Below are 23,733 nucleotides of genomic sequence, written 5' to 3' on the forward strand. Positions count from 1 at the left end.
CCCGGAGACCACCCCGCCCACCACGTATTCCGGGCGGAAGCGGCCGTCGCGCACCCACTGGTCGGCCCACGCCCACCCGTGGGCGCTGAACAGCCTGGCCAGCTCCTTGTAGGCCAGCAGCGGCGACACAGCGGGGTGGTCGACGCGTTTCAGCTCCCATGACCTGGTCGTCTTCAGCGTCACCCCCGCCGCCTTGAACGCCTTGACCAGTTGCTGCACCGAGTCGGGGTTGACCGGGTGGCCGAACGCCGCAGCCACCTCGGAGGCCAGCGCCTGCAGCTTGGCCGGCCGCATGCCGTGCACGGGCCGCGGGCCGAGCAGCTCGGTCAGCAGCTCGTCGTGCACGTCCGCACGCCACGGCATGCCGTCGTGCGCCATTTCGGCCGCGATGAGCGCCCCGGCGGACTCGGCGGCGACCAGCAGCCGGAACCTTCCTGGCTCGGGCAGCGCCGCGATGCGCCTGAGCTGGTCGGCCAGCACCTCCGCCACCGCCTCCGCGCCCGGCGGCTCGGGCGAGAACAGCGTGCCGGGCGCGCTCGGCTCGTCGTCGGGGACCGCCAGCCCGTGGAGCCTGGCGTACGCGGCCCTGGCGGAGCGCGCCTCGCCGTAGCGGCCCTCGTGCGCGAGCAGCAGCCCCTCGGTGAGCGCGATGTCGTGGCAGCGCGCGACCCGCACCCCGCGCGCCACCAGGGGCGCGTAGTCCTCACGGGCGTCGGCCCAGACCCAGCGCGGGCGCTCGGACGCCTCCAGCTCGGCGACCGCCCGCGCCGGATGGGCGGGACGGCGAGGGGCGCCACCGACCGGGAGCAGCGTCTCCCCCGCGACCACGACATGCACGTGCTCAAGAGTGCCAAACGCCTCCGACAAAGCCGGGCCCGGGCCGGTCTCACCCCAGGCTGATGCGTACCTCGTCCTCCAGCGGCGGGTCCAGCTCCTGCCCCAGGCACCCGGTGGCGGCGTAGCAGCGCAGCGTCAGCTCATCGGGCGTGACCGTGACGTGCATCAGCTGCTTGAAGAACGGCGGGGTGTCCCAGTCGGACAACTCGGACAGGTAGCGGTGGAACACCCTGTCCACGGGCAGCCGGAACGGCCACGGCCAGCCGCCGAGCAGCCGCGCCGCCCACCGCATCCTGCGGGTGAGCGCGACGGTTCCCTCGGGTGTCCTGACCGGCTGGTTCCTGACGTGCTCCGACATGACGCACGCGGCCTCGGCGGGGGTGAGGTAGAGCCATTTCATCCGCAGCCTGGTGGCGTAGAGCTGGCTGTAGAACGACAGCGAGTCGCCGCGCAGCGGGTAGCACCGGAAGTCGTCCTCGTGCACGCCGGCCACGTCGACGCGCTGGATGGTGTGCGTCGCGTGCATGAACGCGCCGCCGCCTCCCGACACGATGTACTGGATCACCCGGTCACCCACCTTGACCGGATAACGCTGGTAGTTGTGCACGTCTCCGCCGATGGCCGCGACGTACCGGTGTGCGGGGTCGCGCACGATGTCGTCGATCGTGCCGCCCTCCTCCAGCGGCGACGGTTTGTACGCGTTGGCGGTGTAGATGGGCTTGCCCGTCACGAGGACCTTGGGACGGGGGTCGAGCGAGACCCGCCGCAGCCACGCGGTCTGCCCCTTGTCGATGGTGTTCCTGATGCCGGTGTCCACCCCCACGATCAGCAGGCTGTCGCTCTCGATCACCCAGTACGGCCCCGGCTGCTCCGCCTGCTGGGACGGCCTGCCCCTCAGCTCGCGCGCCTTGGCCAGCCGCGCATCGTCGATCGGCTCCGGTCTGCGCCACAGCAGCCCCCGCAGCCCGCGGTCGGGCTTCGGCTTGAGCCGGGCGTCGCAGAAGACCCGCATGAACCCGCCGAGGCCGTCGTACCAGTCGTGGTTGCCGGGGATGGCGTAAATGGGGGCGTCATAATCCTTGTACGGACGGAAGAACTTGTCTTCGTACTCGTTGCCCGATCCCGTCGGATAGACCACATCACTCGCGATGACGGCGAACGATGTCCCCTGGCCGACTTTTAACATCCCCGGAACAACGGCGTACTGGGAGGCATCTCCCTCACCGGTATCACCGAGCAGCAAGAAACTGAAATTTCCGCCAGCGGGTGCCTTGATGCGAAATTCCGGATCTATCCCGCGCGCTTCCTGAGCCTCCACCCACTGCGCCCGCACCTGCCCGGACGGATCACCGAACAACCCGGCCAGCACCTCGTTACGCGAGCGCCACAACGTCCGTAAATTGAGCCAGCTGAATCCCCTCCTGTCCGGTCTGAGCTGCGTGAACGTCCCCACTTGCGGACACGCCCATCCGGCGCCCGCCTCCGACACCCGCGAGGAGAGCTGCTTTGCGCGTTCGGCCGCGACTTCCACCATGTCAACATCTTTACCGGGATCTACCGATCACGCATCTTGAACGCTCCGTGCAGCCAGGGACGCGGAGGGTGCACCATGGTGTACCCTCACCACCCCAAGCAAGCGGTTGGGACCGCCGAGGGGAGGCTCCCATGACCCGTAACGGCCCTGATGACGCGACCCGCAGAGGCACATCCGAAGTGGACGCTATTGAGGGTTTACTGGCTTATGCGCAGACTCGGCCCCGATGGGGTGGAGCGGCGTTCAAGAGCCTGAGCGAAGCCATCGCGAGGAGCCGGGTTCTGGTCGGGGAGTCTCCGGAGGAATACTCGGGTCTGCTGGCCAGGTGCCTGACCACGGGGGCTCGGCTGATGCTGCGGCGGGGGCGGCCCATGGAGGCGCTGCCGCTGGCGCAGGAGGCGGTGGCACTCACCCGTCCGGCGGGCGGCGCCCCGCTGGTGGCCTCGCTGCACCGGCTCGCCGCCGTGCTGGAGGCCCTCCACCGCTACAGCGAGGCCGCCGCGCTGGTGGCCGAGGCCGACCGGCTCCTCCCACCCGACTGACGGCCCCCCGACACCGGCCGGGAGGCTCAGCGGCCCCCGGCCGGGGGCACGAGCACGCCCGGGTTGAGCACGCCCGCGGGATCAAGCCGGGACTTGACCGCCTCCAGGACGCTCACGCCGACGGGACCCAGCTCGGCCGCGTACGCGTCGCGGTGGTCGCGGCCCACCCCGTGGTGGTGCGTGATGGTGCCGCCCGCCTCGACGATGGCCGTGTTCACCGCCGTCTTGGCCCGCTGCCACTGGGCGACCGGGTCGGCGTCCTGCGGGGTGACGACGGTGAAGTACAGGGAGGCGCCGGTCTCGTACACGTGGGAGATGTGGCACATCACCAGCGGTGAGCCGAGCGCCCCGAGCAGGGCGAGCCGCACGGCGTCGTAGAGGCGCGGCAGATTCGCCCAGAACCCGGCCGTCTCCAGTGTCTCGACCGTGGCGCCGGCCGCGAGCAGCGAGTCGCGCAGGTACGGCGCGGAGAACCGGCCGCGTTCCCACGCCACGCCGGGGTCCGCGCCGAGCGGCTCGCCGCCCAGCCGCGCCAGCACGGCGGCTCCGGCCGCCTGCCGATCCCCCTCCGAAGCGCCTTCGTAGCCGGCGATCAGCAGGCAGCCGGAGCCGCCCGCTCCGATGGCGTCCGGCTTCGCCGGCCCGATCATGGTCTCGGTCTCGTCGGACAACCGCAGCACGGCCGGAAGGGGCCCCTCCTGCGCCAGCGCCCGCACGGCCGCGGAGCCCGCGGCGAACGACGGGAAGCGCCATCCCTCGTAGCGGCGCTCCGCGGGCGCGCGGCGCACCCGCAGGCGCAGCGACGTGATGACCCCGAAGGCGCCTTCCGAGCCGAGGACGAGCTGCCGCAGGTCGGGCCCGGCCGCCGACCTGGGGGCGCGGCCGAGGTCGAGGGTGCCCGCCGGGGTGGCGACGGTGAAGCCCATGACCATGTCGTCGAAGCGCCCGTACCCGGCGGAGGCCTGGCCGCTCGAGCGGGCCGCCGCGAAACCGCCGAGCGTGGCGTACTCGAAGGACTGGGGGAAGTGCCCCAGCGTGAGCCCGCGCGCGGCGAGCAGCCGCTCGGCCTCGGAGGCCCGCACGCCCGGCTCGAACTCGGCCACCATCGACTCCGTGTCGACCGAGCGCAGCCGGTCGAACCTGGCCAGGTCGAGCGCGACGACCCCGGCGAACCCGGCGCGGGCGGCGGCGAGCCCGCCCACGACCGAGGTGCCGCCGCCGAAGGGCACGACCGCGATCCGCTCGGCGGAGCACAGCCGCAGCAGCTCGGCCACCTCCTCGTGCGAGCCGGGCAGCACCACGGCGTCGGGCGCGTCGGAGCCGTCTCCCGCGCGCATCCGCAGCAGGTCGGGAGTGGACTTGCCGCGCGTGTGCCGTACGCGGGCCTCGTGCGTGGTGAGGACGTGCTCCGCGCCTGTCACGCCGGCGAGGGCCTCGACCAGCGGCCCCGGCAGGGCGACCGGCGGGAGCCGCACCGACTCCAGCGAGGCGGCGGGGCCGGCGGGCGCGCGTACGCCGAGCAGGTCGCGCAGCAGCGTGCGGACCTGCTCGGGCAGCTCTCGAGCGCGGGCGGGGTCGCCCCAGCCCGACCAGGACATGGGTTCTCCAGGCATGGGTACACTGTGACACATGAAGTCGATTCGTCACAATGACGGCATTCTGGACGCCGCCCGCGACTGCGTGCTGGCCTACGGAGTGCGCAGGACGACGCTCACGGACGTGGCGCGCCGGGCGGGGGTGTCACGGATGACGCTCTACCGCCACTGGCCGGACGTGCGCACGCTGGTCGCCGACTTGATGACCAGGGAGTGGGTACGAGTGGTCGCGGAGCTTGACATGTCCGACCCTGTCCGCGCGGTCGTCGCGGGCGTGCGGGGGCTGCGCGCGCACCCGCTGTGGCGCAGGATCGTGGAGGTGGATCCCGAACTGCTGCTCCCCTACCTGCTCGACCGGCGCGGGGCGACCCACGAGGCCGTGCTGGAGGTGCTGGAGCGAGGATTCGGCGATGCGTGCAGGGCCAGAGCGGTGCTGCTGGTGGCCCAGTCGTTCCTGCTGTCGGCTCCGACCATGCTCGGCCCCGTGACCATGGACGACCTCGACACCGAACTCGCCGCCTTGCTGGAGGGATACCTTGACCGACGAGAGAGCCGCTGAACGTGCCGCCGCCGCGGTCGGCACCCGCAGCGCGGGAAAGGTGACGGGCTGATGGCCGAGCCTGCCCCGGGGAGTTCGCTGAACGCCCGCAGACGGGGCCTTGAGCTGCTCCGGGTCGCCGAGGAGCGGGTGGACGTGCTGGTGGTGGGGCTCGGCGCGACCGGCGCGGGCGCCGCGCTCGACGCCGCGTCCCGTGGGCTCCGCGTGGCCGCGATCGACGCCCACGACCTGGCGTTCGGCACGTCGAGATGGAGCTCGAAGCTCATCCACGGCGGGCTGCGCTACCTCGCCAGGGGGCAGGTCGGCGTGGCCTGCGAAAGCGCGGCCGAGCGTGGCGTCCTGCTCCGTACGACGGCTCCGCACCTGATCAAGGCGCACCCGTACGTGCTGCCGCTGACGCCCGCCGTCTCGCGGGGCCAGGAGCTCATGGCGGCGGCCGGCTACCGGCTGGGCGACGCGCTGCGGGCCGCCGCCCGCACCCCGCGACGCCTGCTGCCGGGCCCCACGCGGCTGACCGCGGCCCGCGCCCGCACCCTCGCGCCCGTGCTCGACGGCGGCGGCCTGCGCGGCGCGCTGCTGTCGTGGGACGGCCGGGTGCTCGACGACGCGCGGCTGGTGGTGGCGATCGCGAGGACCGCAGCCGCGCACGGCGCCCGCGTGCTGACCCGCTGCCGCGCGCTGCGGCTCACGCACGAGGGCGCCGACGTACGCGACGAGCTGACGGGCGAGGAGTTCGCCATCCGGGCCGGAGCGGTGATCAACGCGACGGGGGTGTGGGCGGGAACGCTGGATCCGCTGGTCAGACTGCGTCCGTCGCGCGGCACCCACGTCGTCCTGTCGCCGGGGACGCTGCCCGGGCTGATCGCGGGCATGCACGTGCCCATCCCGGGCGAGAGCAACCGGTTCGCCGTCGTGCTCCCCCAGCACGACGGCCGCATCCACGTCGGGCTCACGGACGAGCCGGTGGACGAGCCGGTGCCGGACGTGCCCGAGGCGCCCGAGGAAGACGTCAGAACGCTCCTGGAGGTGCTGAACGGCGTTCTTGAGGCTCCGGTGACCAGAGAGGCGGTCGCGGGCGCGTACGCGGGCCTCAGGCCCCTCCTGGCGGCCGACGGGCGGACGGCCGACCTGTCCCGGAGGCACGCGGTGATGTCCGAGGGCAACGTCGTCACGGTCGTGGGTGGCAAGCTCACGACATATCGGCGTATGGCCGAGGACGCGGTGGAGCGGGCGGTCTCGGCCGCGAGGCTGCCGGGCCGGCGGAGCCGTACGAGGAAGATCCCGCTCGTGGGGGCGGGCCCGCAACCGGCGGGGGTGCCGGTGCGGCTGGCCGAGCGGTACGGCAGCGAGGCGGAGGCCGTGCACGAGCTCGTCAAGGCGCACCCAGAGGAGGCCGGGCTCGGCATCACCCAGGGCGAGCTGCTGTGGTCGGTCCTGCACGAGGGCGCGCTCGACGAGAGCGACCTGCTGGACCGGCGGACCAGGATCGGCCTGGTCGAGCAGGACAGGGAACGCGCACTGGCAGCGACACGGGACGTACTGCGCGGAACACCCCACGTCCGGTAGCACCAACCCGTTAGATTAGGCTTACCTAATCTAACGGGAAGGAGAACGGGCGTTGGCGAGGGGCTGCGAGCATCCCAGCGGGTGCCACACGGGGGAGGTGCCCACCTTGGCCAGTGCCACGGTGGGGGCCAGGCTCTGGCTGCTCATCGAATACACCGGCGCCTGGCCTTCCCGCCTGGAAAACTTCGAACTTCCTGAAGAAATCTCCGAACTCGTCCGCCGGGCGCTCGAACGCGGTATCAGACCCCAGCTGATCCGCCGCCCGGGAAAGCGGACCCGCCCGCAGAATCAGGGCATCCGTGTGCTACTGGGTCACGCCGCCGGTGATCGTCCGTGGCTCGCGGGGGGCGTCGTCGCAGGTCCCGACGATCTTGACCTGGACGCTTTCGTGACCGGAGTGGTCCCGGAGTCCTGCATACTTGAAGACGAGCCGGTATTTCTGGTCTGCACGCACGCCAAGCGCAATGTGTGCTGCGCCCGCATTGGACTACCCCTCGCTCGGTCACTGGCCGAATCTTTGCCGGACAGAGTGTGGGAAACGTCACACGTTGGCGGCGATCGTTACGCCGCCAACCTCGTGTGCTTGCCACACGGAATTTTCTACGGCAGCATGTCTCAGGCTGCTGCACTGGCAGCGGCTAACGCGTACCGGTCGGGCGAGATCATTCTCGACCGCTACCGGGGACGCGCAGGCATCCCTGAGCCATTGCAAGCCGTGGAGCACTTCGCCCGAGCCCATACGGGAGAGTGCTCCGTCGGCGCGGTGGCCGTGGAATCCTCCAGGTCGGACGGCGACGTCACCGAAGCCATCGTGCGCTGCGGCGACGTCCGGTTCCAGGTTGTGGTTGAGCCATCGGCGTTCACAGCGCCGTGTGGCACGGCTTGCGCCGAGACGATCACCACCTACCGGCTGGTTTCACTGGACAGGCTCACGCCTGTGCAGTACACCACGCCTGCTCTCGCCTGACCAGGGAACATCACGGCCCTACCTTGCGTTGGAACAGTGACGCCAAAAGCGTCCAATGCGGCTCAATTCCGAAATACCTCTCACGAAGGTGGTTTTCTCATGTCTCAGGTACGTCGGCAGCTCGCCCGCCCGCGCCCCAGCTGGGGTTGGCAGGATGATGCCGCGTGCCGGGGTGAGGACCTCGTGCTCTTCTTCGGCCCTGACGGGGAGCGGCAGCCCGAGCGTGACGTACGTGAGCGGAAGGCGAAGGCGATCTGCGCCCAGTGCCCCGTCCGCACCGAGTGCCTTGACTACGCGCTGTCCCGGCCCGAGAAGTACGGCACGTGGGGCGGTCTCAACGAGGACGAGCGCGCGAGCGAGCGTCGCCGTCGTATGCGCCGCGCGGCCAGCGCCGGCATCTCCGCCGCCTGACACACCCGGCTGCGTCACCGGCATCGCGTGATCACGCAGTTGTCCCGATGAACCAGAGCCTGGCCCTCCATGCCCAGGCTCTGGCGAACCCGGTCGGGACAACTGCCTGATCAGGCACCTCACCTGGCACCATCAGCATCACCCAGCGGTCCGGCCGGGCAACGCCCGGCCGGACCCGCGGCGACCGCCGGACAACCGGCGAGCCCGCCAGAACCCGACACCCGACACCCGGCACCCGGCGCGTCTCCGCGCGGGTCCGGGCTCGCTGCGTTGGAGCACACGCAGGCCGCGGCGACTGACGTTCGCGAACGCACTCCGGCCGCAGCGCACGCCGCCCGCGCCCGCACGTCCGAAGCTCAGCGGCGGCTCACCGACCGAAAAGAATCGCCGGGCAGGCCGTAACCCGGCCCACCCGGCGACGAAACCCCGCTTCAGACGATCAGGTCGTCGAACTCTCCGTCCTTCGCTCCGAGGACGAACGCGGTGATCTCAGCCTGCGTGTAGACGAGCGCGGGCCCGTCGGGAAAACGTGAGTTGCGCATCGCTATCTCCCCCGTGGGCAGGCTGGCGACCTCGACACAGTTGCCGTTGGGGTTGCTCTGCTTGCTCTTGCGCCAGTCGACGGGAAGGCGGCCGGCGGGCGTTCCGTTCCGGAACTCGTGCATGGGGGCGGCTCCTCGCGATCTTACGGATGCACGTGCATCCGCGCTTGCGAGTTGACAATACGACAGCCTGCCGAGGCGCATATACCGGACGACCAAAATCCTGGTATGCCGTGGATCACAGGCATACCAGCAGCTCAACCGGAAATGAGCTGCTCCAGGAAACGCCGGGTCGCCTTGGGCTTTTCGGCCTGGATGCTGAGCCGGTCCATGACCTCCATGTAGTGGTCGGAGTCGGCGGGTTTGTCCAGGTAGAGGGCGCTGGTCAGCTGCTCCATGTACACCACGTCGGGCAGCTCGCGCTCCGGGAAGCGCAGGATGCTGAAGGGACCGCCGGCCGCCGCGTGCCCGCCGCGGTCGAACGGCATGAGCTGCACGGTGACGTTGCGCCCGGCCGTGACGTCGAGGAGGTGCGCGAGCTGCTCGCGCATCGTCCCGGGGCCGCCCAGCGTGCGGCGTACGACGGCCTCGTCGATCACCGCCCAGAGCGTCAGGCCGCCGTCCAGCCGCTTCTGACGGGCCATGCGCAGCGCCACCCGGCGGTCGAGCTCCGACCGCGCGGCCTTCTCGTGGGCCAGTTCGATGACGGCCCTGGCGTAGGCCGGCGTCTGGAGCAGCCCGGGGACGAACTGGTTCTCGTAGGTGCGGATGCTGGAGGCGGCGCCCTCCAGGCCGATGTAGACCTCGAACCACGACGGCAGCAGGTCGCCGTACTGGTGCCACCAGCCCGGGGCGTTGGCCTGCTCGGCCAGCGCGAGCAGCGGCTCGCGATCGGCGGGGTCGGTGACGCCGTACAGGGTGAGCAGATCGGCCACGTCACGCTTCTTGAAGCTGACCTGGCCGAGCTCCAGCCGGCTGATCTTGGCGTGAGATGCGCGAATCGAGTACCCGGCGTCCTCGCGCGAGATACCCTTCTCGGTGCGGAGCCTGCGGAGTTGGGTGCCGAGCAGGATGCGCAGCACCGTCGGGCTCCCGGGGGAATGGCTGAGCAGCCTTCCCTCCGTGCTCTGTGTGCTCACTGCACCGCTCCTAGGTCATCTGCACGTGCAGATGCGATTCGCATCCGTAAACTACGAAAAGTCTTGCATCAGTAAGCACTCCCCGTAAAGATGGGCATTGGATCACCAGACCGCGCTTCGGGGGCCTGAATGACGACTTTCGACGCTCGGCCGCAAGCCGCCATCGGTTCCCGGCCTCCGCGCTGGCTCTGGTCTGTCCTGGTGGACGGCCGCGCCGGGGAGTGCGACGCCGTCTTCCCCTTCCACCAGCGCCTCGAGCCCTCGTGCGTGGCGACCGCGCGGCGGTTCGTCGACCAGACGCTCACCGCGTGGGGCGTGGTGGAGGTGGCCTTCGACGTCCAGCTCGTCGTCTCGGAGCTGGTGACCAACGCCATGCGGCACGGCGGCGGAGTGGCCCAGCTGCGCCTGCTCTCGCACGGCGCGGAGCTGGCCTGCGTGGTGGCCGACCACAGCCACACCGTGCCGGTGGCCGCCGCGCCCGACGTCTTCTCGGAGTTCGGGCGGGGGCTGCGGCTGGTGGACGCCCTCTGCACCGCCTGGGGCTGGCTCTCCCCCGGTGACCAGCGCAAGCTCGTCTGGGCCGTGCTCGTCGGCTGAGCCCGCCTCGCGCCGCCCACCGTGACCTCGCCTCCCGTCGCCCAGCTGCGTACGCATCACCCTAAGCCCGTACCCCACAGCCCACCGGCTCGGGCCCTCGTCATGATCGCGCCTCCCGGAGCAGTTCGAGCACGTCGTCGTCGCTGAGCTGGTCGAAGCGTTCGTACCACTGGCCGACGGCCCTGAAGTCGGCCGGCGTCAGCAGCACCTCCACCTCGTCGGCCTCCTCCCGCAGGGACGCGACGGTGTCGCGGGCCCCGACCGGAACGGCCAGCGTCACCCTGGCGGGCTTGGCCGTGGCGACCGCCCGGAGCGCCGCCCGCGCGGTGCCGCCGGTCGCCAGGCCGTCGTCCACCACGATCACCTCGCGTCCCCGCAGCGTGGGCAGCAGGCGCTCACCCCGGTAGGCCCGCACCCGGCGGGCCAGCTCGCGCCGCTCCTGCGCGACCACGTCGGAGATGGACTCGGGGGTCAGGCCCAGCCTGCGCAGCAGCGTCAGGTCGAACACGGGCTCACCGCCCTCGGCTATCGCGCCGACGCCCAGCTCGGGCTGCCCCGGGTAGCCGATCTTCCTGGTCACGAGCACGTCCAGCGCGGCACCGAGCCTGCGCGCGACGGGCACGGCCACCGCCACCCCTCCACGGGGCAGCGCGAGCACCACGGGATCGTGGGCATCCCGCAGCCGTTCGGCGAGCAGCGCTCCGGCCTCGGCCCGGTCTGCGAAAAGCATCATGCCTTTCGCCTACCCGCCGACGCCGCCTCCTCGCCTCCGCACGCCCGCACCTGGGCGGCGAACGGCCGCCCCGGCGGGGACCGGCGGTACCGGGCGTACCCGCTCGGCGACCCCGGCGGGGCCCGCCGGGGTCGCCGAGCGGGTCAGCGATGAGGTGCGGCCGGTGTCAGGGGCGGTTGCGGCCCGAGCGGCGCATCTCCTTGGTGATGACCTTCCACCTGTTCTGCTGCTCCTTGCGCAGCCGCGCATCGGTCCTCGCGGCCATCCACGCCGCCTCCCGCTGCAGCTTGCGCCAGCTCTGCAGGCGCCGCTCGGGCAGCTCGCCGCTCTCCAGGGCGGCCAGCACCGCGCACCCTGGCTCCCCCGAGTGCCCGCAGTCGCCGAACCTGCACTGCTCCGCGAGCGCCTCGATGTCGGCGAAGACCAGGTCGACCCCCTCGCCGATGTCGTAGAGGCCGATCCTGCGGATGCCCGGCGTGTCGATGATCAGCCCGCCGCCGGTCAGCGGGATCAGCTCCCTGTGCACGGTGGTGTGCCTGCCGCGCCCGTCGGCGGCGCGCACCTGCTGGGTCTCCATGACCGGCTCCCCGGCCAGAGCGTTGACCAGGGTGGACTTGCCGGCGCCCGAAGGGCCGAGGATGACGGCCGTACGGGAGCCTTCGAGGTAGTCGCCGGCCAGCCGCACGCCGTCGCCGTTCAGCGAGGAGACCGCGTGCACGTCGACGCCGGGCGCGGCCACCCGCACGTCGGCGAGCAGCTGGTCGAGGCCCTGCTCGAACAGGTCGGACTTGGTGATGAGGACGACCGGCGTGCCCCCGGACTCCCAGGCCAGGGCGACGAGCCGCTCGATGCGGCCGAGGTCGGCGAAGTCGGTGGAGTGCATGGACGGCTCGGCCACGAAGACGACGTCGACGTTGGCCGCGAGCACCTGGCCCTGGCCGTCGCCTGACAGGCCGCCGACGGAGGTCCGGCTGACGCCTCCCCGGATGAACGCGGTCGTCCTCGGCAGGACCCGGTCGAGCTCGTAGCGGCCCTCGTCGAGCCAGGACAGCGCGACCCAGTCGCCGACGCACGGGAGTGCCACCGGGTCGGCGGCGGCCGCCCGGCGTACGCGGGCGGTGTATCTGGCCTGATGCTGGCCGTCGGCCGCGATCACGTCGGCGGCGCCGCGGTCGACGCGCGCGACCCGGCCGGGGACGGTGCCGGCGGGCAGCTGGGTGGCGCGCTGATCGCTCCAGCCCAGCAGAGAAAGATCGTAAGACAAGGCAGTGAACCCTTTGATGCGAGAAGGTGCCGGGCAGCTCAGACGAGGGCCCGGAGGTGGACGGACGGCATGCCGAGCAGAACGGCCCGCATAGGTCCTCACCTCCTCGATCGGTTCTCGATGCGACTCTACGCACCCCGCCCCGACGTGCGCAATCACATTGAGTATCGCGATCTGTTGAACCGTGACATGGCGGCCGGCCGTACCACCTCCCGACGGACGCGAGAAAGGGGAATGATGCGGATCAGCACGTATCCCCCGCCCTCGGCCGAGGGAGCCCTCCCGATGGGCAGGCCGCGCCTACGACACTGGCTCCGGCGGGTGCGACCGGACGACCCGGTGGGCGACCGAACCGGCGACCCGATGGGCGACGGCGTGGCGCCGCACGAGGTGCCGGACGACGAGGTGCCGGACGACGAGGTGGTCGTGTCCGCGCTCTACCGGGAATATCACCGGCCGCTGCTGGCCTTCGTGATCAGGCTCACGGCCGGCGATCGGCAGTGGGCGGAAGACGTGGTGCAGGAGACCATGATCCGTGCCTGGCGCAGTGCGGAGCGGCTCGACCCTGACGCGGTCTCGCTCATGCCCTGGCTGGCCACGGTCGCCCGGCGTATCGTGATCGACGACCGGCGGCGCAGGGACGCCCGCCCACAGGAGTCGGGCGACGGTCAGCTGGAGAGCATGTCCGTGCCCGACGGGATGGAGGGACTGCTGCACCAGGTGGTCGTGGCAGAGGCGCTGAAGGCGCTGTCGCCGGCGCATCGCGAGATCCTCAACGAGACGATCCTGCGGGATCGTTCGGTCAACGACGCCGCGCGGACGCTGGGCATCCCGGTGGGCACGGTGAAGTCCCGTGTCTACTACGCCGTCCGCGCGCTGCGGGTCGCGCTGGAGGAGCGGGGGGTGACGGCATGACCTCCCGCGTCGAGCACACCGACGTCGGCGCCTACGCCCTCGGCCTCCTGGAGGAGGACGACAGGTTCGCCTTCGAGGCCCACCTGCTCGGCTGCCCCTCGTGCCGGTCCGAGCTGGCCGACCTGGCCGGGGTGGCGAGCGTGCTGCACGGCATCGGCCACCTTCCCGAGGACCCCCGCCCGCCTTCCTCCGGCGACTTCCTCGCCCAGAGCGACGCGTCGGGCCGGCTTCGGCGCAGGAAGGCGGCGCACAGGCGGCGGCGCAAGGGGACGTTCGCCGCCGGGATGGCGGCGGCGGTCACGCTGGTCGCCGGCGGGCTGACCATCGGCACGCAGCTGAGCGCGGGCGAGCCGCCGGTCGCGCAGGGTGAGGCGGAGAACATGGGCCCGGCCGAGCAGTTCTTCGCCGGCGGCACCCCCCTGGAGGGCAAGGGCGTCGACGGGGTGACGGGCGGGCTGGTCGTGGAGGCCAAGGCCTGGGGCACCCACGCGGCGCTCAAGCTGGCCGGGGTCAAGGGGCCGCTGGAGTGCGAGCTGATCTCGATCGGCAAGAAGGGAGAACGCCGGGTGATGACCGGATGGTCCGTGCCTCCAGCCGGGTACGGCGTGCCGGGCTCGCCCGACCCCCTCTACATGCACGGCGGCAGCGCCACGCCGCTGAAGGACGTGGACCACTTCGAGGTGGTCACCTCGACCGGCAGGAAACTGCTCACCATCGAGGCCTGACCATCGCCACCGCGAACGGGGCACTCCGGCCCGCCCCGTTCGCCCCGGCGCCCCGCCGCACCCCGAGCCCGTGCGGCGGGGCGCCGCTTCACGTCAGGGCGGCCACGTCCGACACCGGGAACAGGCAGGCCGCGGTGTGACCGGAATCGTCCTGGGGCGCCAGCTGCGGGCGGGTGGCCGCGCACTCGGCGCGGGCGGCCGGGCAGCGGGTGTGGAAGCTGCACCCGGACGGCGGGTCGGCCGGCGACGGCGGGTCGCCCTTGAGCACGATGCGCCGCCGGGTCCGCTCCACCTTCGGGTCGGCCACCGGCGCGGCCGACAGCAGGCTGTGCGTGTAGGGGTGGCGCGGCGCCGTGAACAGCGTCTCGGTGCCGGCCAGCTCGACGATCCTGCCGAGGTTCATGACGGCGACGCGGGTGGCGATCTGCCGCATGATCGACAGGTCGTGGGAGACGAACAGGTACGTCAGCCCGCGCTCGGCCTGCAGCCGCTTCATCAGGTTGACGATCTGGGCCTGGATGGACACGTCGAGCGCGCTGACCGGCTCGTCGCAGATAACCAGCTTCGGCTCCAGTGCCAGGGCGCGGGCGATGCCGATCCGCTGCCGCTGGCCGCCGGAGAACTCGTGCGGGAAGCGGTCCTCGCTGCCCGCCTCCAGCCCGACGGCGTCGAGCAGCTCGGCGACGCGCTCGCGGGCGGCGGCCGAGCGGCGGCGCACCCGGCCGTGGGTGACCAGGGGCTCGGCGACGATCTCGCCGACGCGCATGCGGGGGTTCAGGCTGGCGTACGGGTCCTGCAGCACGACCTGCATGTCCTCGCGCACCGCCAGCAGCTCCTTCTGGCGCAGGCCGAGGAGTTCCCGGCCGTCGAACCAGATCTCGCCGGCACTGGCCTCGACCAGCCGCAGGACGAGCCGGGTCAGCGTGGTCTTGCCGCAACCCGACTCGCCCACCAGGCCGAGCGTCTCACCCGGGTGCACGTCGAAGGACACGTCGTCCACGGCGACCACCTTCGAGCTGAACTCCTTGCGTACGTGGCGCAGCGACAGCAGCGGCTCGGCCATCTACGGGCTCCCTTCGAGCAGGCAGGCGGCGCTGTGCCCGGGCGCGCGCTCCAGCAGCGGCGGCACCTCGGTGGCGCACTCGGGCACGGCCAGGGAGCACCGGGGATGGAACGCGCACCCGCCGGGCGGCGCGAACAGGTTCGGCGGGCTGCCGGGGATCGGGTCGAGCGGCGCCCCGCCCGGCACGTCGGAGCGGGGCATGGAGCGCAGCAACGCCTTCGTGTACGGCATGCGCGGCGCGTCGAAGAGGTCGTCCACGGCGGCCAGCTCGACCGGGCGGCCGCCGTACATGACCAGGACCTGGTCCGCGGAGCGGGCCACCACGCCGAGGTCGTGCGTGATGAGCACGATGGCCATGCCGAACCGTTCCTGCAGCGCCGCGAGCAGCTCCATGATCTGAGCCTGGACCGTCACGTCGAGCGCGGTCGTCGGCTCGTCGGCGATGAGGATCTTGGGCCGGCAGGCGAGCGCGATCGCGATCATGACACGCTGGCGCATGCCGCCGGAGAACTGGTGCGGATATTCCCCCGCCCGCTGCTCGGGGTTGGGGATGCCCACCTCGCGCAGCGCCGGCACGGCCTGGGCCCTGGCCTCGGACCTCGACATGCCCTGGTGCAGGCGGAGCGACTCGGCGATCTGCGCGCCGACGGTCTTGAGCGGGTTGAGGCTGGTCATGGGGTCCTGGAACACCATGGCGATCTCGTTGCCGCGGATCCGGCGCATCTCCCGTTCGGGCAGCTTGAGCAGGTCGCGCCCGCCCGCGAGGATCTCGCCGCCGGTGTAGTGGCAGGGAGGGGTGGGGTGCAGGCGCAGGATCGACAGGGCGGTCGCGGTCTTGCCGCTGCCCGACTCGCCGACCACGGCCAGTGTCTGGCCGGCCTCGACCGACAACGACACCCCGTTGACCGGTTCGACCGTGCCCGCGTCAAGGCGGAACTCCACGTGCAGGTCGTTGATCTCCAGCAGGCTCATCCGGCGCCTCCCCTGAAGATCCGCAGCAGCGCGGCGGGGTCGGCCTCGACCGTTCCCTGCGGCGGGAGAGCGGCCTGGGCGAGGGCGCTCGGCTGTTTGAGCGCGCCGCCGGTGACCACGCTGACCACGGTGTCGCTCTCCGACACCCAGCCCTGGGCACGGGCGCGCAGCAGCGCGGCGGTGGAGGCCGCGGCCGACGGCTCGGCCGAGATGCCCTCCTCGCCGAGCAGCCGCATCGCCTCGAACAGGTCGTTGTCGTCGACGGCGACGACCCGGCCGCCCGAGTCGTAGACGGCGCGCAACACGCGCGAGCCGCCCTGGATGGGCGCGTCGCCGGCGATGCTCTGGGCGACGGTCTTGTTGGCGTCGCCGTGGCGGCCGGCGACCGTCTTCCCCTCGGCGAAGGCTCGTACGAGCGGCGCGGACGCGGCCGGCTGCACGCCCACCATCTTCGGCAGCCGGTCGATCAGCCCGAGCCGCCTCAGCTCGCGAAAGCCCTTCCACGCGCCGTACAGCCCGCCGCCGGTGCCGACCGGGTGCACCATCACGTCGGGCGCGCGCCAGCCGAGCGCCTCGCAGATCTCGTACGCGTACGTCTTCATGCCCTCGTGGCGCACGGGGTTGATGAAGTTGACGAAGCAGTAGAACCCGGCCTCCGACAGGGCGCTCACCCCGGCGAAGATCTCCAGGCTCGACCGGTAGCGCAGGCGCAGCACGCGGGCCCCGCTGAGGCTGATGGCCGCGATCTTGGACTCGTTGGCGACGTCCTCGACGAGGACCGTGGCCTCGATCCCGGCCCTGGCCGCGTAGGCGGCGAAGGAGGCCCCGGCGTTGCCCGAGCTGTAGGTGAACGCCTGCGTCACGCCCAGCGCCCTGGCGAAGCCGACCGCGACGGAGAAGCCGCGGTCCTTGAAGCTGCCGGTGGGCATGAGCGTGTCGTTCTTGACCAGCAGGCCCGGCAGGCCGATGTGGCGGCCCAGCCGCCTGGTGCGCATCAGCGGGGTGTCACCCTCGCCGAGATGGAGGGGCTCGGCGTGCTCGGGCAGCGGCAGCAGATCCGACCAGCGCCACAACCCCAGGTGGCGGCGGCTCGCCGCGTTGTCCAGGATGTCCTGCGGCTTGGCGGGACCGAGGTCGTAGTCGATCTCGAGCAGGCCGCCGCACGCCTCGCAGAGCAGGGCGGGAGTCTTCAGCGGGAAGGTGGCGTGGCAGTCGTCGCACCTGTAGTGCGTGGCGAGGTTCATCGGGTGTATGCCTTCGGGTCGGCGACGTCGCGAAGGAGGTCGCCGGTGACGTTGATCGCGAGTGTTGTCATCATGATGGCAGCGCCGCTGAAGACCGCGATCCACCAGGCGCTGCGCAGATAGAGCTGGCCGTCGGCCAGCAGACTGCCCCACGTGGGCACGTCGGGCGGCACGCCGAGCCCCAGATAGCTGAGCGACGCCTCCGCCACGATCATCGCGGCCACCTGGAGGGTGCCGATGGTGGCCAGGGGGGCGACGATGTTGGGGACGAGGTGGCGCACCATGATCTGCGGCCCGGTGTCGCCGATGGCCCTGGCCGCGGTGACGAACTCGCGTTCCCGCAGGGAGAGCACCTCGGCGCGGACCACGCGGGCGTACGCCACCCAACCGGTCAGCCCGAGCACCAGGATCATGAAGAGCAGGCTCGGCCCGAGCACGGCGATGATGGCCAGCGCCAGCAGGATCGACGGGAACGCCAGCTGCACGTCGGCCAGGCGCATGAACGCCTGCTCCCGCCAGCCCCGGTAATAGCCGCTGACGACGCCGATCACGGCGCCGACCACGCCGGACAGCAGGGTGGCGGCCAGGCCGACGAGGAGCGAGACGCGGGTGCCGTACATGATGCGGCTGAGCACGTCGCGGCCCAGTTTGTCGGTGCCGAGCAGGTACCCGGACTCGCTGCCGCTCATCCAGAACGGCGGCCGCAGTTTCAGCTCGAGGTTCTGCAGGTTCGGGTCGTGCGGGGCGATCAGCGGCGCGAACAGGCCGACGAACACGACGAGGGCGATGACGCCCACGGCGACCTTGGCGGCGTGGTTGCGGCGCAGCGCGCGCAGGACTGCGGTCGGCATCAGCTCAGCCTCACCCGGGGGTCCAGCAGGGCGTACGACAGGTCCACGATCAGGTTCACGACGACGAACACGGCCGCCAGGAAGAGCACCGTGGCCTGCATCAGCGGATAGTCCCGGTACGTGATCGCCTCCACGGTCAGCCGCCCGATGCCCGGCCAGGAGAACACCTGTTCGGTGAGGATGGCGCCGCCGAGCAGGCTGCCGACCTCCAGGCCGACGACGGTGACGACCGGCAGCGAAGCGTTGCGCAGGCCGTGCGAGGTGACGGCCCTGAACCCGGACAGGCCCTTGGCCCGGGCGGTGCGGATGTAGTCCTCGCCGAGCACGTCGATCAGCGAGGAGCGCAGCAGCCTCGCGATCATCGCGGCCGAGTAGAGGCCGAGCGTGATCGCGGGCAGCACCAGGTGGGCGGGCGAGCCGGTGCCCGAGGCGGGCAGCCACTGCAGGTGGACCGCGAAGACGAGGATGAGCAGGATGCCCACCCAGAACGCGGGCGTGGACTGGCCGACCAGCACCGAGGCCATGACGGAGGTGTCGGTCGCGCTGCCCCGCTTGACGGCGGCGACGATCCCGGCCGGGATCGACACGGCCAGGGTGAACGCCAGCGCGGCCACGGCCAGGTCGACCGTGAGCGGCAGCCGTTCCATGATGACCTCGAACGCGGGGCGGTGGAAGAACACCGACTGGCCGAAGTCGAGGCTCAGCAGGCCCGTCATGTAGGAGACGTACTGCTCGGGCAGCGGCCGGTCGAAGCCGAGGCTCGCCCGCAGCGTGGCCTCCTGCTCGGTGGTGGCCTCCGGGGGCAGCATCTGCTGCACGGGATCGCCGGCCAGCCGGACGATGAAGAACGAGACGGTGGCCACGCAGAACAGGACGAGCAGCGTGTGGCCGATCCGCCGGGCGACGAATCCGGTCATGAGGTCGCGAGCTTGGCGTTCGCCATCGCGAGGGTGCCGTTGGCGTTGGTCTTCCACTGCACCTTGTCGCTGACCGCGTACAGGATGCTCGCCTGATAGAGGTAGAGGAACGGCGACTCCTCGATCAGGATCTTCTGCAGCTCGGTGAACGCCTCCTTGCGCACCTCCGGGTCGACCGACTGCTCCTCCTTGTCGATGAGCGCGTCGGCCTCCGGGTTGTTCCAGCGGCTCTGGCGGCGGTCGTGCCGAACGAACGACTGCAGGTTGCTGGAGGCGTCCATGGTCCAGCCGGAGTTGCCGACGAAGTACATCGCGCCGAGCGCCTTGCGGTTGTCCGAGACCAGGCGGCCCTTGAACGTGGCCGGGTCCAGCAGCGACACCTCGGCCTTGACCCCAACCTCGGCGAGCTGGCCCGCGATCGCCTGGGCGATGTCCTTGTCGGCCGTGGAGGACGAGAGCTTCAGCGAGAACCCGTCCGGGTGCCCGGCCGCGGCGAGCAGGCTCTTGGCCTTGGCCACGTCGTGCTGGTACGGCTTGATCGCGGGGTCGAAGCCGAACGCCTGGCGCGGGATGAGGGTCGGGGTTCGTTCGGCGGCGCCGTTGAGCACCGAGGTGATGAGGCCGTCCACGTCGAGCGCGTGGTTGAGCGCCCGGCGCACCCGCTTGTCCTTCAGCGGCCCCTCCTCGGTGTCGAGGGAGACGAAGAACGTGCGCACGCCCGGCGAGGTGACGATCTTGAAGCCGGGGGCGTCGCCGAGCTGCTGGGCGGCGTCGGGGGTCAGGCCGGTCACGATGTCCACCTCGCCCGACTGGAGCGCGGCCAGCGACGACGACGGGTCCGGCATGACCTTGAAGACGAGCTGCTCGACGGCGGGCTTGCCGTTCCAGTGATCGGGATTGGCCTTGAGCGTGATCTGGCTGTCGCGCTGCCACTGCTCGAACGTGAACGGGCCGGTGCCGATCGGGTGCTCGGCGAAGGCCTTCTCACCCTTCTCCTTGATGTGCTTCGGCGGCACGATCACGCCGCCGAACAACGACAGCTTGGCCGGCAGGATCGGGTCGGGATCCTTGGTGACCAGGTCGACCGTGTGCGTGTCGATCACCTTCGCGCCGGTGACCAGGCGCAGCTCGACGATGGGCGACCGGGTGGCCGGGTCGATCAGGCGTTCGATGCTGTACGCGACGGCGGCGGCGTCGCAGGGCTCGCCGTTGTGGAAGCTGACGTTCTTGCGCAGGTGGAAGCGCCAGGTCTTGTCGTCCTTCGACTCCCAGCGCTCGGCCAGGCCGCCGGAGAGCTTGTCGTCGGTGTCCCGGACGGTGAGCGTGTCGAAGACGTTGATCAGCACGTTCATGGAGGGCAGGTCGCCCTGCTTCTGCGGGTCGAGGGTGGTGGCGTCGGAGGCGAGCGAAACTCGCAGGGCGGTCCCGGCGCTTCCCTGTCCGCCGCCGGAGGGCTTCGTGCTCGCGCAGGCCCCGAGGGAGGCCGTCGCCGCGGCCAGGCCGCCGATCTTGAACAGGTCCCGGCGGGCCAGCAACGCACGGTCGAACATAAGCCCCCGCCTCCCTTTCTTGCGTTTCACATGGTGAAATGGCGTATCACGTGGTTGAATATGACCCGTTTCGGTTATGTCCGTCAACCCTTTTGGGACAGTCACCATGAATTCCGTGGAGAAGACGCTCGTCGTCTTAGGAGCGCTGGCAAGCCACGACCAACCCCGCCGCCTCGCCGACATCGCCCAGCGGACCGGCATCAACAAGACGACCGTGCACCGGATCCTGCAGATCTTCATCGCCCAGGGGTACGCCGTCTCGCACGGCGACGGCACGTACGCGTCGGGGCCTGCCGTCCTCGCGCTGGCCGGGGCGGCCCTCACCGACCGGGACATGACGACCCTCGTCCGGCCGATCCTGGAGAACCTGCAGCGCAACACCTCGCACACCGTGCACTTCGCGATCCGCAGCGGCTCGTCGGCCGTCTACCTCGCCAAGGTCGAGTCGCAGCAGCCGTACCGGATGGCCTCACGGGTCGGGACGCAGATCCCGCTGCACTGCACGGCGATCGGCAAGGCGATCCTCGCCCACCTGCCGGAGGAGGAGGTGCGCGCGGTGCTGGCGGCGACCGCGCCGCTCATCAGCAACACGCCCGCCACGATCACCGACCCCGGCCTGCTCATGACCGAGCTGGAGGCGGTACGGCAGCGCGGGTACGCGATCGACGAGGAGGAGAACGAGCCGAACGTGCGCTGCGTCGGAGCGGTGGTGCACGACGCGGCGGGGACGGCGGTGGGCGCGGTCAGCGTGGCCGGGTTGACGCTCAATCTCGATGAGGACGACGTGCCGCTGCTCGGCCCGCTGGTGGTGGCCGCCGCCGCCCGGGTCTCCGCGGCGCTGGGGAGGAACGTATGACAGCCGGCCGCATTCTGGCCAGGGCCCACGACAAGGGTGAGTTCTCGGGCGCGGCCTGGGCCTACGGCACGTCCGCCGGACCGGTCGGGCGGGACATGCTCGGCACGCTGAGCCGGGACGGAGCCCCGGTGGGCGACGACACCCTGTGGGACCTCGCCTCGGTCACCAAGCCGATCGTAGGGCTCGCCGTGATGGCGCTGGTGGAGTCGGGTGAGCTCACCCTGGACGACACCGCCGCGTCCCAGCTGCCCGGGTACGCCGGAACGGACAAGGCGGGCATCACCGTGTTCGAGCTGCTCACCCACACCTCGCGCATCCCCGGCCGGCAGCCCCTCTACCGCCGCTGCCCCACCCGGGAGTCCCTGCTCGACGCGCTCATCGGGCTGCCGCTGCGCGAGCGGCCGGGCGTCGAGTACAGCTCGCAGGGTTTCATGATCCTCGGGCTGGTCGCGGAGAGCGCCGCCGGAGTCCCGCTCGACCAGCTCGTACGCGAGCGCGTCACCGCTCCCCTGGGCCTGGACGAGACGCGCTTCCTGCTTCCCGAGCACGACCGGGCGCGGGCGGCGGCCACCGAGGACTGCCCGTGGCGGGGCCGCGTCGTGCAGGGCACCGTGCACGACGAGAACGCCGAGGTGCTCGGCGGCGTCGCCGGGCACGCGGGCATGTTCGGCACCCTGGACGACCTGGCCAGGCTGGGCCAGGCGCTGTGCAGGGGCGGCGACGGCGTCGTCGCGCCGCGCACGCTGGCCGTCATGACCGGCACCAGGATCGGCGGACGCGCGCTGGCCTGGAAGGGCCACGAGCCCCGCCTGGGCAGCGGCGGCGACCTGCTCACCCCGGCGGCCTACGGGCACGACGGATTCACGGGGACGAGCCTGTGGGTGGATCCCGAGCTGGACTTCTACGCGGTGCTCCTGACCAACCGCGTGCACCCGAGTCGTGCCTCGAACGGGATCGGCCGCATCCGCCGCACGTTCCACAACGCCGCCGTCACCAGGACCCTGCCATGATCCCGGCAGCCCTCGACACGCCCCTGCGCGTGCTGGGAGCACCGTCCTCCGCCGGCGCGGCCGGTCGCCTGACGCTGGTGAACGGCCATGCCCGCCTGACCTGGCCGGGGCAGGAGGAGGCGTCCGCGCCATGGGAGGGCGACGAGGTCGGCACGTCCCGGCCACCGGCCGGCACGGCGACCACTCCGTCGGTCCCGGTCGGCGGGACGGACGCCGCTCCGGACCTCGGCGGCGAGCTCTACATCGGTCCCGGATGGGTGGACCTGCACACCCACGTCTACGACGCGATGACGCAGATCAGCGTGGCGCCCGACCGGGCCGGTCTGGATGCGGGCGTGCACGTGGTCGCCGACGCGGGCAGCGCGGGCCAGGCCACCATCGACGGCCTCGTCCGCTACGTCATCCCGGCGGCAGGCACACAGGTGCGCGCCTGGCTCAACATCGGCTCCCACGGCCTGGTCCATCTGCGCGAGACCGCCGATCCGGCGTTCATCGACGTGGACGCCACGCTCGCCGCCATCGACCGGCACAGGGAGGTCGTCTGCGGGGTGAAGGTGCGGTCGAGCGGCGCGATCGTGGGCGCGATGGGCCTGCAGCCGCTCCAGCTCGGCCGCCTGGTGGCCAGGGAGGCGGGCCTGCCGCTGCTGGTGCACGTGGGCGAGGCCCCGCCGCTGATCGGCGACGTGCTCGACCTCCTGGACGCCGGGGACGTCGTCACCCACTGCTACCACGGCAAGACCGGCGCTCCCTGGCTCGCCGAAGGCGCCCCCGCCCCGGCCCTGGCCCGCGCCCTCGATCGCGGCGTGCTGCTGGACGTGGGGCACGGCGCGGCCAGCTTCGGTTTCGACGTGGCCGCCCGGGCGCTGGCGGCCGGCTTCCCGCCGCACACGATCAGCACCGACCTCCACGTACGCAACATCGCGGGCCCGGTGCACGACCTGGCCACCACGCTCACCAAGCTGCTGCACTGCGGCATGGAGCTGGAACGGGCGGTCGAGGCGGTCACGGTCACACCACGACGGATCCTGCGCATGGACCAGCCGTGGCTCGGCGACGACGGCGCGATCCGCCACGCCACGATCTTCCGCCTGGCCGCCGCCGCACCCCCGGACCGCGCCTACGTGGACGCGCGGGGCGACACCGCACGCCCGGATCGCCACGTGATTCCCGTCGCCACCGTCAGGGAGGGCGTCATCACGGAGTTGTGACCAGGCTGCCCACGCACCCGAAGTCCACCGCGAAGGCCGGGTTCAACGCCTACCTTGACCGGCCGGGCCCCGATCCGGTCGCGGACCGGGTGGGCTATCGGCAGGGGACGCTGTGGCTGAGCCCTGAGGAGATGGA

At 71.6% G+C, this 23,733-nt stretch carries 23 protein-coding genes and 1 pseudogene; 11 read left to right on the plus strand and 13 right to left on the minus strand.

All coding sequences use genetic code 11. From position 1 onward, the window contains the following. Both E1267_RS00785 and E1267_RS00790 read right to left on the minus strand, forming a co-directional pair. Positions 1–837, minus strand: a pseudogene (locus E1267_RS00785) (bifunctional 3'-5' exonuclease/DNA polymerase); the annotation flags it as partial. 49 nt (positions 838–886) lie between these two features. Further along, the gene (locus E1267_RS00790) at positions 887–2,326 is read right to left on the minus strand and encodes a metallophosphoesterase family protein (protein ID WP_425465058.1); all 1,440 of its coding nucleotides are present in this window, start codon (positions 2,324–2,326) and stop codon (positions 887–889) included. Between the two features lie 224 nt (positions 2,327–2,550). Between E1267_RS00790 and E1267_RS00795 the strand changes: the two genes are divergently transcribed. Continuing rightward, positions 2,551–2,913, plus strand: coding sequence for a hypothetical protein (locus E1267_RS00795; RefSeq protein WP_132328592.1), 363 nt, complete (start codon positions 2,551–2,553; stop codon positions 2,911–2,913). A gap of 26 nt (positions 2,914–2,939) precedes the next feature. Here E1267_RS00795 and E1267_RS00800 read toward each other — a convergent pair whose 3' ends face one another. Next, positions 2,940–4,511 (minus strand): FAD-binding oxidoreductase, encoded by a 1,572-nt coding sequence (locus E1267_RS00800; RefSeq protein WP_132328779.1) that lies wholly within the window; start codon positions 4,509–4,511, stop codon positions 2,940–2,942. A gap of 31 nt (positions 4,512–4,542) precedes the next feature. Between E1267_RS00800 and E1267_RS00805 the strand changes: the two genes are divergently transcribed. The 4 genes from E1267_RS00805 to E1267_RS00820 all read left to right on the plus strand — a co-directional run bounded on the left by E1267_RS00805 (position 4,543) and on the right by E1267_RS00820 (position 8,011). After that, positions 4,543–5,067 carry a TetR/AcrR family transcriptional regulator gene (locus E1267_RS00805; RefSeq protein ID WP_132328594.1) on the plus strand — a complete coding sequence of 175 codons (525 nt, stop codon included), beginning with the start codon at positions 4,543–4,545 and terminating at the stop codon, positions 5,065–5,067. A 51-nt stretch (positions 5,068–5,118) separates the two neighbouring features. After that, positions 5,119–6,633 carry a glycerol-3-phosphate dehydrogenase/oxidase gene (locus tag E1267_RS00810; protein WP_132328596.1) on the plus strand — a complete coding sequence of 505 codons (1,515 nt, stop codon included), beginning with the start codon at positions 5,119–5,121 and terminating at the stop codon, positions 6,631–6,633. Positions 6,634–6,730: 97 nt separating this feature from the next. Further along, positions 6,731–7,600 carry a sucrase ferredoxin gene (locus tag E1267_RS00815; RefSeq protein ID WP_246063315.1) on the plus strand — a complete coding sequence of 290 codons (870 nt, stop codon included), beginning with the start codon at positions 6,731–6,733 and terminating at the stop codon, positions 7,598–7,600. A gap of 99 nt (positions 7,601–7,699) precedes the next feature. Continuing rightward, positions 7,700–8,011 (plus strand): WhiB family transcriptional regulator, encoded by a 312-nt coding sequence (locus tag E1267_RS00820; protein ID WP_101784355.1) that lies wholly within the window; start codon positions 7,700–7,702, stop codon positions 8,009–8,011. Between the two features lie 431 nt (positions 8,012–8,442). Here the strand turns inward: E1267_RS00820 and E1267_RS00825 are convergent, their stop codons facing one another. Together E1267_RS00825 and E1267_RS00830 are read right to left on the minus strand one after the other, a co-directional pair. Then, a complete protein-coding gene (locus tag E1267_RS00825) occupies positions 8,443–8,676 on the minus strand; it encodes a DUF397 domain-containing protein (protein ID WP_132328600.1) in 234 nt (77 codons plus the stop codon). Positions 8,677–8,810: 134 nt separating this feature from the next. Next, positions 8,811–9,692 carry a helix-turn-helix domain-containing protein gene (locus E1267_RS00830; RefSeq protein ID WP_132328602.1) on the minus strand — a complete coding sequence of 294 codons (882 nt, stop codon included), beginning with the start codon at positions 9,690–9,692 and terminating at the stop codon, positions 8,811–8,813. 129 nt (positions 9,693–9,821) lie between these two features. Here E1267_RS00830 and E1267_RS00835 point away from each other — a divergent pair, with 129 nt between their 5' ends. Next, positions 9,822–10,289: an ATP-binding protein gene (locus E1267_RS00835; protein WP_132328604.1), complete on the plus strand. Its 468-nt coding sequence runs from the start codon at positions 9,822–9,824 to the stop codon at positions 10,287–10,289. 100 nt (positions 10,290–10,389) lie between these two features. Here the strand turns inward: E1267_RS00835 and E1267_RS00840 are convergent, their stop codons facing one another. Continuing rightward, positions 10,390–11,022 carry a phosphoribosyltransferase gene (locus E1267_RS00840; protein WP_132328606.1) on the minus strand — a complete coding sequence of 211 codons (633 nt, stop codon included), beginning with the start codon at positions 11,020–11,022 and terminating at the stop codon, positions 10,390–10,392. Positions 11,023–11,188: 166 nt separating this feature from the next. After that, the gene (gene rsgA / locus E1267_RS00845; RefSeq protein ID WP_132328608.1) at positions 11,189–12,286 is read right to left on the minus strand and encodes a ribosome small subunit-dependent GTPase A; all 1,098 of its coding nucleotides are present in this window, start codon (positions 12,284–12,286) and stop codon (positions 11,189–11,191) included. A gap of 285 nt (positions 12,287–12,571) precedes the next feature. Here rsgA and E1267_RS00850 point away from each other — a divergent pair, with 285 nt between their 5' ends. Further along, the gene (locus tag E1267_RS00850; RefSeq protein ID WP_246063316.1) at positions 12,572–13,201 is read left to right on the plus strand and encodes a sigma-70 family RNA polymerase sigma factor; all 630 of its coding nucleotides are present in this window, start codon (positions 12,572–12,574) and stop codon (positions 13,199–13,201) included. After that, positions 13,198–13,926, plus strand: a complete 729-nt coding sequence (locus E1267_RS00855; RefSeq protein ID WP_132328610.1) for an anti-sigma factor family protein — start codon at positions 13,198–13,200, stop codon at positions 13,924–13,926. The genes E1267_RS00850 and E1267_RS00855 overlap by 4 nt, the downstream gene beginning before the upstream one ends. An 88-nt stretch (positions 13,927–14,014) precedes the next feature. On the opposite strand, the gene E1267_RS00860 is transcribed toward E1267_RS00855, so the two are convergent. From E1267_RS00860 to E1267_RS00885, 6 genes are read right to left on the minus strand one after another with little or no spacing between them, the layout of a single operon-like run. Next, positions 14,015–14,989 (minus strand): ABC transporter ATP-binding protein, encoded by a 975-nt coding sequence (locus E1267_RS00860; RefSeq protein WP_132328612.1) that lies wholly within the window; start codon positions 14,987–14,989, stop codon positions 14,015–14,017. Beyond that, a complete protein-coding gene (locus tag E1267_RS00865; RefSeq protein WP_132328614.1) occupies positions 14,990–15,961 on the minus strand; it encodes an ABC transporter ATP-binding protein in 972 nt (323 codons plus the stop codon). It abuts the gene before it with no gap. Further along, positions 15,958–17,205: a threonine synthase gene (locus tag E1267_RS00870; protein WP_132328616.1), complete on the minus strand. Its 1,248-nt coding sequence runs from the start codon at positions 17,203–17,205 to the stop codon at positions 15,958–15,960. Before E1267_RS00870 ends, E1267_RS00865 begins: the two co-directional genes overlap by 4 nt. Then, positions 17,202–18,056 (minus strand): ABC transporter permease, encoded by an 855-nt coding sequence (locus E1267_RS00875; RefSeq protein ID WP_132328618.1) that lies wholly within the window; start codon positions 18,054–18,056, stop codon positions 17,202–17,204. Before E1267_RS00875 ends, E1267_RS00870 begins: the two co-directional genes overlap by 4 nt. Next, on the minus strand, positions 18,056–18,973 hold the full coding sequence (locus E1267_RS00880) for an ABC transporter permease (RefSeq protein WP_132328620.1): 918 nt from the start codon (positions 18,971–18,973) through the stop codon (positions 18,056–18,058). The genes E1267_RS00875 and E1267_RS00880 overlap by 1 nt, the downstream gene beginning before the upstream one ends. Further along, the gene (locus tag E1267_RS00885) at positions 18,970–20,523 is read right to left on the minus strand and encodes an ABC transporter substrate-binding protein (protein WP_132328622.1); all 1,554 of its coding nucleotides are present in this window, start codon (positions 20,521–20,523) and stop codon (positions 18,970–18,972) included. The genes E1267_RS00880 and E1267_RS00885 overlap by 4 nt, the downstream gene beginning before the upstream one ends. 115 nt (positions 20,524–20,638) lie before the next feature. Here E1267_RS00885 and E1267_RS00890 point away from each other — a divergent pair, with 115 nt between their 5' ends. From E1267_RS00890 to E1267_RS00900, 3 genes are read left to right on the plus strand one after another with little or no spacing between them, the layout of a single operon-like run. Then, positions 20,639–21,379 (plus strand): IclR family transcriptional regulator, encoded by a 741-nt coding sequence (locus E1267_RS00890; RefSeq protein WP_132328624.1) that lies wholly within the window; start codon positions 20,639–20,641, stop codon positions 21,377–21,379. Beyond that, positions 21,376–22,389, plus strand: a complete 1,014-nt coding sequence (locus E1267_RS00895) for a serine hydrolase domain-containing protein (RefSeq protein ID WP_132328626.1) — start codon at positions 21,376–21,378, stop codon at positions 22,387–22,389. The genes E1267_RS00890 and E1267_RS00895 overlap by 4 nt, the downstream gene beginning before the upstream one ends. Next, positions 22,386–23,597 carry an amidohydrolase family protein gene (locus E1267_RS00900; RefSeq protein WP_132328628.1) on the plus strand — a complete coding sequence of 404 codons (1,212 nt, stop codon included), beginning with the start codon at positions 22,386–22,388 and terminating at the stop codon, positions 23,595–23,597. The genes E1267_RS00895 and E1267_RS00900 overlap by 4 nt, the downstream gene beginning before the upstream one ends. Positions 23,598–23,733: the final 136 nt, after the last annotated feature.

Source organism: Nonomuraea longispora (genome assembly GCF_004348345.1).
GTDB lineage: Bacteria > Actinomycetota > Actinomycetes > Streptosporangiales > Streptosporangiaceae > Nonomuraea > Nonomuraea longispora.